This window comes from Streptomyces sp. AK010, from assembly GCF_014207295.1.
Lineage (GTDB): Bacteria > Actinomycetota > Actinomycetes > Streptomycetales > Streptomycetaceae > Streptomyces > Streptomyces massasporeus.
The window spans coordinates 1-9,200 of sequence record NZ_JACHCX010000045.1 but is presented as its reverse complement, the minus strand read 5'-3'; the positions used below and the strand labels follow the sequence as shown (position 1 = coordinate 9,200).

Here is a 9,200-nt window from a genome sequence, read left to right as displayed (position 1 = left end):
GACGAACCACGCCCATCTCTCCCGCCGCCAACCGGAGTTCATGCCCACCCAGCCCGAACTAAACGATCACGTTCGGAAAGCGGATGGCGTCTGAGCACCAGCGCCTTGGCACACCCGAACCAAACGATCACGTTCGGAAAGGGGATGGCGTCTGAGGGTCCCGATACTGGTGACCTACAATTAACTGTCTGTGGAAGATAATTCTTTGGAAGATGAGTGATGGCTGACGCTGACCTGAAGCTGCTGTACCGGGAGCTGGTCTCGCTGGAGATCGAGTTGTGGGACGGCATCGAGGGGCGGCTGCGGGCGGAGTACGACCTGGCGCTGACCTCGTTCGAGGTGCTGCACCTGCTGTTGAGGCGGCCTGGGCGGCGGATCCAGGACATCGCGGAGGAGTTCTCGATCACGGTGGGCGGCACGAGCAAGGTCGTCGACCGTCTGGAGGCGGCGGGGCTGTGTGGTCGGAAGGCCAATCCGAACGACCGCCGTTCCTCGATCGTCGAGCTCACCCCTGAGGGGCGGAAGCTGGTGGACGGGGCGCTGAAGGTCTTCGAGGAGGAGCTGGAACTGCGGATCGGGTCGGTGATCCCCGAGGAGTCGGTACGCGAGGTGACCGCGGTCCTCAGTACGCTGCGGGCGGCCGGACGTGCTCTGGACGCAGAGCGCAAGGCCGCGGGTCAGCAGCCGGTTCCGGCGATGCGGGCGCCGAAGCAGCCCGGCCGGTCGGCCTCGTGAGCCGGGGCGTCTCGGGCACGCCAATGGGCGGCTGGTGCGGGGCAGACGACAATGCTCGCCTGTCCTGCACCAGCCGCCCATTGCCGTTCAGTCGGCGATGCCGTTGAAGGCGATGACTTTGTCGATGTGGGCGCGGACGAGGAGGTTGCCGGGGCCGCCGTTGCGGGCGGCGTACTCCTGGGTGCGGTCCTCGCCCATGTAGCGGGCGCCGAGGAGGCCGCCCCAGTGCAGCATTTCGTCGGGGTGCGCGGAGGTCTCGGCGTGTCCTTGGAGGATGACGAACGCGTATGGGGGGTGGTCGTCGTCGACGCAGAGGGCGAAGCGTCCGTCGCGGGTGAGGTTGCGGCCCTTGACGCCGTCCTTCTCGGTGGTGATCACGATGTCGTCGCCGTCGAGAAGGAACCACACCGGTGTGACGTGCGGGCTGCCGTCGGCTCGGACGGTCGACAGCTTGCCGGTGCGGGTGCCGTGCGTGACGAACGCCCGCCACTCCTCGTCGGTCATCTTCCGCATGCGATGCCTTTCACTCTGATGGGGCCGTTCGCCATCCCGAGGCCGGGCCGGCCTCGGAGTGGCGAAGTGGGTTTCAGCGGCCCCAGAAGGCGTCTTCGGCGTTTTGGTCGCCGGAGAAGAGCCACATCTCGGTGATCTTGCCGTTCTGGATGCGCAGGAGATCCACGCCGTCCATGGCCATGGACGTGTCGCCGTGGCGGCCGGTGAAGTGGATGTGGGCGGCGACCAGGTCGCCGTTGCCCATGAGGGAGTGGATCTTGTCGATGGCGAAGGTGCCCTGGCTGGCCTCCATCATGCGGCCGAGCATCTGGAAGACGGCGTCCTGTCCCTTGTGGTCGCCGGAGAACTGGTTGGCACCGGGCTGGTGCCAGACGATCTGCTCGTCGAGGAGGCCGCCGAGGGCGGCCATGTCTCCGGTCTGCACGGCCTGGAAGTAAGCGCGGGCCAGGTCGAGGTTCGCAGTGGTCATCGCGCTCTCCATGGTTCTCGTGCGGGTTCGGTCGGGGTCATCGGGCGAAGTCGAGGCGGTCGGCCAGGCCGGCCTCGGTGAAGGCGGCCTCGATCTCGGCGCGGCCTTCCTGGAAGTGGGCCCAGCTGTCGTAGTGCGCGGGGACGACGCGGCGGGTGCCGAGCGTCTTGGCGGCCTCGGCGCCCAGGGCGCTGTCGAGGGTGAGCAGGGCGCCGTCGAAGGCGAAGGGCATGCGGGCACCGCCGAGGAAGAGGATCGCGGTGTCCACCGGGGCGAACCTCTCGGCGATCTCCTTGACATGCTCCAGGGCGGCGTTGTCGCCGCTGACGTAGACCGAGGGCAGGTCGTCGGAGGTGAGCATGAAGCCGATGACATCACCAGAGATCGGCTCGCAGCCCACGGGGCCGTGCCGGGCGGGCACGCCGGTGACGGTCACGGTCCCGCCGTCGGGCCGCTTGAGCTCGGCGGTCTGCCAGAAGGCGAGACCGCGGGCGCTGCCGCCCAGGCGGCCGGCGCCGCTCTCGGTGGTGAAGACGACCGGCACCTCTGCCAGGAGGGCACGCCCGGCGTTGTCGAGGTTGTCTTCGTGCGTGTCGTGGGAGAGCAGGACGGCGTCGACGCGGCCGAGGTCGGCGGCGGTGACCGGCGAGGGGGCGGTCTTGACCAGCTTGTGGTCGCCGGGGAGGGGCATGGGGTACTCGCCGGGCGGGTCGAAGGTCGGGTCGGTGACGAACCTGAGCCCGCCGTACTCGACGAGCGCGGTGGGGCCGCCGTAGACGCGGACAGGGATCTTTTCGCTGGTGGCGCTGGCGCCGGACATCGGGGAACCTCTCGGTCGGGGAACGGTGGCCCGTGACCCTGCGGCGCGCTCCGGCGGGAGGCAGGGCGGAAGGGGCAGGGTTACGGGGCGGGTACGGAGAAGACGCCGAACTGGTTGCCGGCGGTGTCCTCCAGCCGGGCGAAGGTGAAGCCCGCAGCGTCGGAGACCGGCTCCATGAGGACCTCGGCGCCGAGTTCCCGGCCGCGCTCGACAGTCGCTGCGACGTCCTGGACCAGGACGTAGAAGATCGCGTAGTTGGGGAAGTTGCCCTCCGACTCCCACACGCCGCCGGTCGGCTGCCCGGCGCCCGGCGTCATCACCGAGTGATAGGTCACGCCGGGGGTGTTGGTGTTGAGGACGTACTGCCAGTCGAAAAGCTCGCCGTAGAACTCCTTGACCTTCTCGGGCTGGTCGGTGCCGAACTCGAACCAGGCGACCGAGTTGAAGGCGGGAACAGTCATGACACGCACTCCTTACGCCCCACAAGGGGACGGATGTGACTCTCTGGGCCGGGCTAAATGCAGATGGTGACCATCGCTCCGCGCGGGGCTCGCCTGAGTCCGGCGGGGACGACGGGCTCCGGACCGGCCCGGGGTCCAGCAAACCATTTGCATTCCATGGAATCAACTTCCGCAGATTATTGTTCCTGTCTATGGGTTCGGCGGCCTGCGGTCCACCGGCCCTCGGACAGCACAGGACCCCGGCGCGCCGGACACGGACAGCCGGGCCTCAGGAAGGAAGCACGTCATGGAGCCGGTCGAGATCGAGGCGAAAACCCTGATCCAGAAGTCGAAGACCCCCTCGAACGACTACGTCATCAACCCCTACACCGGCTGCGTGATCGGCTGCGCCTACTGCTTCGCCAGCTTCGCCGGGCGCCAGTTCGGCCGGTCGGTCAAGGAGTGGGGCGACTACCTGTACGTGAAGAAGAACGCGGTCGAACTCGCCCGCAAGGAACTGGCGAAGATGCCGCAGGACAAGCGCCGGGGCACGATGCTGCTCAGCTCGGTCACCGACCCCTACCAGGGCCACGAGACGAAGTACCGGCTCACCCGCGGCATCCTGCGCGAACTGGAGAGGGTCGAGTATCCGGGCCTGGTCCGCATCCTCACCAAGTCACCTGTGGTCACCCGCGACATCGACCTGCTCACCAGCCTGTCCCGCGCCGAGGTCGGCATGACCGTGACCACCACCGACGACAAGGTCAGCCGCTGGCTGGAGGTACGCGCCCCACTCGCCTCCCGCCGCCTGCGCACCCTCGCCGAACTCAACGAGGCAGGCATCCCCACCTACGCCTTCGTCGGCCCGCTCCTACCCCACTTCGCCACCCAGCCCGAACTCCTCGACGACCTCTTCGGCCGGCTCGTCGAGGCAGGAGTCAGCGAGGTGTTCATGGAGCACATCAACCTCAAGCAGTACATCCGCGAACGCATGGACCAGGTCCTCGCCGACGAGCCCGAAGACGTCCGCGAGGCATACCTCCAGGCGCGGACCAAGGAGCACCGCGATCAGCTCGACGCGATCGTGGCGGAGCTGCTGGACAAACACGGGTTGCGGCTGCGCTTCGAGGAGGTCGTCCACCACGACGACAACGACACCTTGCGGCAGAGGCTCGCATCCTCGGCGTGACCATGGCCATGAACGTGTCCGGGGGCCGGGGGCCGGGCCAGACGTACCTCAGGCGGTGACGCCGGACTCGGGATCCGGCACCGCCATGGCCCACGCCCCCATGGCGGTGCCGGACCTCGCGCAGCCCCTCACCAAGAGGGGTCAGCGCGTACTCGACACGCGGCGGGATCTCCGCATACGACGTGCGAGTGACGATGCCATGCCGCTCGAACTGGCGCAGTCGGCTGGTCAGGGTGTGCGGGCTGATGCCCGGCAGGGCCTCGCGCAGCTGGTTGAACCGGTGGGGGCCATGCAGCAGCTCGCGCACGATCAGAGTGGCCCACGGCCCGTTGAGCAGCGTGAGGAACCGCGCGACACCTCGGGAAGACAGGGATCAGTCACAGTTTTGACCGTACCCCATTAGTGCAGTTGATGTAACCGGTGCACCTCATGCACTAATGACGTCATGACCTACGTGATTCACGGCGCCACCGGCGCCCAGGGTGCCCCTGTCGTCGCCGCTCTCGCCGCCACAGGCAGGACCGTCACCGCTCTGACCCGAAACCCCGACGCGCTCGTGCCCGGCGCGCAGCACGTCGTGGCCGCCGGCTACTCCTCCGTCGCCGACCTGACCGACGCCTACCGAGGTGCCGAAGGAATCTTCGTCCACCTGCCGGTGGCCTCGGAGGAGGACCGCCAGACCTACGCGCACAACATCCTTACCGCCGTCCGCGAGGCCCGGCCGGACCGCGTCGTGTTCTCCACCAGCGGCTTCCCCATCGACCCCGCCATCGGCGGTGCCGCCGCGACCCTGGCCGCCGGCCTGGCCGACAGCGGGGTATCCCACGCGGTCATCGCACCCGAGCTCTACCTCGAGAACCTGCTCATGCCGCACGTCATCGGCTCGGTCCGCGAGCGCGGCGTACTGCCCTACCCGATCCGAGCCGGCTTCCCCGTCTCCTGGGCCTCCCACCTGGACATCGCCGACGCCGCCGTCGCCCTGCTCGACCGCACGGACGTCACCGGCGTGGTCTCCGTCGGCCAGTACCCGGCGATCACCGGGCCGGACCTGGCCGAAGCATTCGGCACCAGGCTCGGACGGGACGTGGTCTTCGACCAGATCACCACCGAGGAGTTCCGTACCTCGATGGCTCCCCTGATCGGGGAGAGCGCCGCCGTTGACATCGCAGGCGCCTACCAGGCGATGAGCGCCATGCCTGGCCGCTCGATCACGCCGGAGACCTCCGCCCAGAAGCTGCTGGGAGTCACCCCCCGGACCACAAGCCAGTGGCTGGCCGACATCAGCCTCTGACCACAACCGCTGTCAGCTCCCGCCCAGTTCGCCAAGGCTTGGCAGGCCACCGTCTTCGGCGGACGGCCTGCCAAGCCTTCAAGTTGCCGACCGCCCGCGCTGGGACCGCCTTAACTTCAACACGCTGCACTTGACAGGGAACGGGCCTGGTCGGACGAGACAACCCACGCCATCCACGAGTCCCAGACCCTGCGCATCGAGCGCGTCCACGAAACACCCGCTCACGAAACAGCATTGACCGTGGCCGCCTAAGGGACACCCGTCTCCGACCGCATGTGGGTCCTCACCGCGACCGGCGCCACCCCCGCCCCGGTGATAGAGGAGCTTCTGCATCACCTAGCCGGCGGCGACGGTGGGACACGGCCATGGGCGCCCCGGTGGACGAGAAGATGGCCACACAGCCCCTCACCGACGTCGGATGTAGCACACCGTGGACGGGCAATGGATCCGCTGGACGTCCCCCGGCGGAGACGCGGGCGTCCAGTTCGACGCCTTCACCGCCCAGCACCCGACCCAGAACCTGGCCAGCTGGACCGTCTGGGCCGGTCCCCACTTTGACCGGCCCACCTGGGCCGTCACCGCGTCCCCGCACACCCGAGTTCGCTGCTGGCCGATCTCTCCGACACCCTCGCCCACGAAACCGGCCTTCGCCGCCCGCAGACCGCGGGCCCCGAACGCAGAACGAGCCTCATCACCAGCCTGCCAGCCCCTCCCGTGGACGCAGCCAACCCTGCTGCTAGCCGCTCGCGCTGATCATCGGTGCAAAAGAGCGGGGCAGCATAGTGCGGGATCACCGGTAGCCAAACCGGCGATCCCGCGCATCATTCACCGCCACGCCCTACTCGCACGTCGAACGGCATCGCCCCACGACCACAGAGCAGTCAGTGGGCGGCAGGCGATCATGCCGCCGCGTAGCTGGCCCGGAACAGATCCTGCGCCCGCTCCACGTCCTTCGCCGTACGAAGCTGTACCTCCAGATCACCCGTCCCATGGTGACCGAGACCCGACACGTCCCGGGTGAACCCCGGAACAAGGTCGACGTCCTTCGGGTCGACCTTCAGGTAGACCAGCAGCTTGCTCCGCTGCGGCGGACACAAGCAGGCGAAGTTCCGCAGACGCTGATACGCCCGGTACATCTTGCGCTCGACGCGGTTCACACCGTCCCCGAGCCCGAGCAGTACCTCGTCGACCGCGTTCGCCAGCTCCACCATCGACGCGCCCCCGGCGCCGGCCGCCGCCCTGGCGACCACCTGGCGGCGCGGCCGGCGTGCTACCTGCATGCTGCCGCTCACGGACGCCACGGTCTCAAGGCTGAGCAGGTCGCTGCCGAAGAGTCGGTAGCGCACCAGATCGATCGACCTCCGGTGCTCGCGCACGGCATGCACGTCGTAGCGCGTGAAGTCGCCGGCGATGCAGATCAGGCGCGGTCCGCTCCACAGGACCTGGGACGCGGCCGTCACCCCGAGCCGGTCGCGGACCAGCTGCTCGAACTCGGCGCGATGGTCCATCAGCCACGCCAGGTAGAACAGGCCCTGGTTGATGACGCCGGCGTCGACACCGCGCTTGTACTCGACGATGACCGGCGATCCGTTCTCGTCCAGCCCGAGCGAATCGATGCGGCCCCCGTGGACCGTCCCAGTGCCGTACTCGCTCGCGCCTCGTTGACCTGGTATGGCGTTTTCGGAGGGGGAGCACGGTCAACTCGCCGTGCGGTTCGGGATATTGCTGCCGCATCTGGACGAGCGTCAGCGGCGTCTGCTGATGGCGGCCGAGGCGAGGTTGCTGGGGCATGGCGGTGTCCGGGCCGTCGCGCGGATCACGGGGGTGAGCGAGACCACGGTCCGCAGGGGTGTCTTCGAGTTGGAGGCGGGCCAGGCCCCACCACCTGCAGGCCGGACTCGCAGGTCCGGCGGGGGCCGCAAGCGTGCCGAGGAGGTCGATCCGGCTCTGCTGCCTGCTTTGATGGCGCTGGTCGAGCCGGATGAGCGGGGCGATCCGATGTCGCCGCTGGGGTGGACGACGAAGTCGCTGCGGAACCTCGCCGAAGAGCTGACGCGTCAGGGGCATCCGGTTTCCGCGATGACGGTGGGCCGGCTGCTGAAGGACAGCGGCTTCAGCCTCCAGGCCCAGGCCAAGACTCTGGAGGGCAAGCAGCACCCGGACCGGGATGCCCAGTTCCGCTACCTCAACGAGCAGGTGAAGCAGCACCAAGCCGACGACGAGCCGGTCATCAGCGTGGACACGAAGAAGAAGGAGATGATCGGCCGACTGCCCAACTCCGGACGGCAGTGGCGGCCGAAGGGCGACCCGGTCCAGGTCGACGATCACAGTTTTTTCTCCGGGCCGTCGGGCGAGGCGGCGATCCCGTATGGCATCTACGATCTTTCGGCGGACACCGGCTGGGTCAATGTCGGCACCGACCACGACACCTCGGCCTTCGCAGCCGCTTCGATCCGCCGTTGGTGGCAGGCCCGGGGCTGTCACGACTACCCGCAGGCCACCCGTCTGCTGATCACCGCGGACGCGGGTGGCTCCAACGGCTACCGCTTCCGCGTCTGGAAGGCGGAGCTGGCCAGACTCGCCTCCGAGACGGGCCTGGCGATCACTGTCTGTCACTTCCCTCCTGGCACCTCGAAATGGAACAAGATCGAGCACCGGCTGTTTTCCCACATCACGATGAACTGGCGGGGCCGACCGCTGACCAGCTATGAAGTCGTTGTCCAGTCCATCGCCGCGACACGCACCCGCCGTGGGCTGAGGGTCGAAGCCGAACTCGACACCCGCCGCTACCCCTTGGGCATCGCCATCAGCAAGGCCCAGCTGAAGGGCCTGCCGATCGAGTACCACGTCACGCACGGCGCCTGGAACTACACCGTTCGCCCCGATGCTGACCATGTCGATGACGAACTCTCCCAGGTCGCGGATCAGGACACGGCCCGCCGGCAGGTGCTCGACCTGCTGTCCGAGCCGGCCCTGACCGGGATGAGCCACGAGGAACTGGCGGCTCTGTGCGGGAAAATCACGCCCGAGCTGGGCTCCCTGCGTGAGGAACGCCTGCACCGCAAGCGTGGCGGACCTCGCCGCCACGGGGCCGGAGACAACAAGCGCCCGGTCCTCGCCCCCGCAGACCGGGTCCTGCTCAGCGTGATCTACCTCCGGCACGTGTGCTCACAGAACCTGCTGGCCGAGATGTTGGGCCTGTGCCAGCGCACCATCGGCCCGTCCATCAAGGAGGTCCGACGGCTCCTTCAGGGAAACGGCATCTCCATCACGCCCACCACGCTGTGTTTCTCAAGTGGTCAGGAGATCGAAGACTTCGTACGCACCGGGGCACCGGTCACCGCCCGGCTCCAGCTCACGCACCACCTGGCCGACCCCTCCCTGACCGGAATGGACCGCACCGAACTCGCCAACCTCATCGATCAGTTGTCGCTGCAACAGGCCGCCTTGATCGAACGGCGCCGCCACCAGCAGCGCGGCGGACCGCGCCAGCCAGGCACCCGCGGAGGCGTCTTCCGGCAGAGGATCACCGACGCCGAGCGCCTCCTGGCCGCCGTCCTCTATCAGCGCAAGCTCGGCACCCGGCAGGTCCTGGCGGATGCTTTCGGCATCAGTCTCAGCACCCTCAACAACGCCCAACCCGTCCTTAGAGGGCGTTTATGCAGGTCAAGGCCCGTACATGCCTTATGCGAGTGTCCCATTTCGTCGAGGATGCCCCGATGAGTGAAGAACATCGCCCGGCG

9 protein-coding genes and 2 pseudogenes are annotated in these 9,200 nt (G+C 68.0%); 5 read left to right on the top strand and 6 right to left on the bottom strand.

Features of this window, described 5'->3' with window-relative positions; all coding sequences use genetic code 11:
• Nucleotides 1-219: 219 nt before the first annotated feature.
• The gene (locus tag HDC93_RS37220; protein ID WP_185015189.1) at nt 220-735 is read left to right on the top strand and encodes a MarR family winged helix-turn-helix transcriptional regulator; all 516 of its coding nucleotides are present in this window, start codon (nt 220-222) and stop codon (nt 733-735) included.
• A gap of 87 nt (nt 736-822) precedes the next feature.
• On the opposite strand, the gene HDC93_RS37215 is transcribed toward HDC93_RS37220, so the two are convergent.
• From HDC93_RS37215 to HDC93_RS37200, 4 genes are all read right to left on the bottom strand, one after another.
• Complete coding sequence (locus tag HDC93_RS37215; protein ID WP_185015188.1) at nt 823-1,248, bottom strand: PPOX class F420-dependent oxidoreductase; 426 nt, start codon at nt 1,246-1,248, stop codon at nt 823-825.
• Between the two features lie 73 nt (nt 1,249-1,321).
• Entirely contained in the window at nt 1,322-1,717 is a 396-nt protein-coding gene (locus HDC93_RS37210) for a nuclear transport factor 2 family protein (protein ID WP_185015187.1), read from the bottom strand.
• Nucleotides 1,718-1,754: 37 nt separating this feature from the next.
• Nucleotides 1,755-2,537: an MBL fold metallo-hydrolase gene (locus HDC93_RS37205; RefSeq protein ID WP_185015186.1), complete on the bottom strand. Its 783-nt coding sequence runs from the start codon at nt 2,535-2,537 to the stop codon at nt 1,755-1,757.
• 80 nt (nt 2,538-2,617) lie between these two features.
• Complete coding sequence (locus HDC93_RS37200; RefSeq protein WP_185015185.1) at nt 2,618-2,998, bottom strand: VOC family protein; 381 nt, start codon at nt 2,996-2,998, stop codon at nt 2,618-2,620.
• Nucleotides 2,999-3,284: 286 nt separating this feature from the next.
• On the opposite strand from HDC93_RS37200, the gene HDC93_RS37195 reads away from it, so the two are divergent.
• The gene (locus tag HDC93_RS37195) at nt 3,285-4,166 is read left to right on the top strand and encodes a radical SAM protein (protein ID WP_185015184.1); all 882 of its coding nucleotides are present in this window, start codon (nt 3,285-3,287) and stop codon (nt 4,164-4,166) included.
• A 172-nt stretch (nt 4,167-4,338) separates the two neighbouring features.
• On the opposite strand, the pseudogene HDC93_RS39155 reads toward HDC93_RS37195, so the two are convergent.
• Nucleotides 4,339-4,473 (bottom strand): annotated as a pseudogene (locus HDC93_RS39155) (winged helix-turn-helix transcriptional regulator); the annotation flags it as partial.
• A gap of 138 nt (nt 4,474-4,611) precedes the next feature.
• Here HDC93_RS39155 and HDC93_RS37185 point away from each other — a divergent pair.
• Both HDC93_RS37185 and HDC93_RS39515 read left to right on the top strand, forming a co-directional pair.
• Nucleotides 4,612-5,457: an SDR family oxidoreductase gene (locus HDC93_RS37185; protein WP_185015183.1), complete on the top strand. Its 846-nt coding sequence runs from the start codon at nt 4,612-4,614 to the stop codon at nt 5,455-5,457.
• Nucleotides 5,458-5,887: 430 nt separating this feature from the next.
• Nucleotides 5,888-5,992: pseudogene (locus tag HDC93_RS39515) on the top strand (hypothetical protein); the annotation flags it as partial.
• 364 nt (nt 5,993-6,356) lie between these two features.
• On the opposite strand, the gene HDC93_RS37175 reads toward HDC93_RS39515, so the two are convergent.
• Nucleotides 6,357-7,130, bottom strand: coding sequence for a DUF5655 domain-containing protein (locus HDC93_RS37175; protein WP_185015190.1), 774 nt, complete (start codon nt 7,128-7,130; stop codon nt 6,357-6,359).
• Between HDC93_RS37175 and HDC93_RS39150 the strand changes: the two genes are divergently transcribed.
• A complete protein-coding gene (locus tag HDC93_RS39150) occupies nt 7,129-9,180 on the top strand; it encodes an ISAzo13 family transposase (RefSeq protein WP_260420005.1) in 2,052 nt (683 codons plus the stop codon). The two genes, HDC93_RS37175 and HDC93_RS39150, sit on opposite strands and share 2 nt — an antisense overlap.
• The last annotated feature ends 20 nt before the right edge of the window (nt 9,181-9,200 follow it).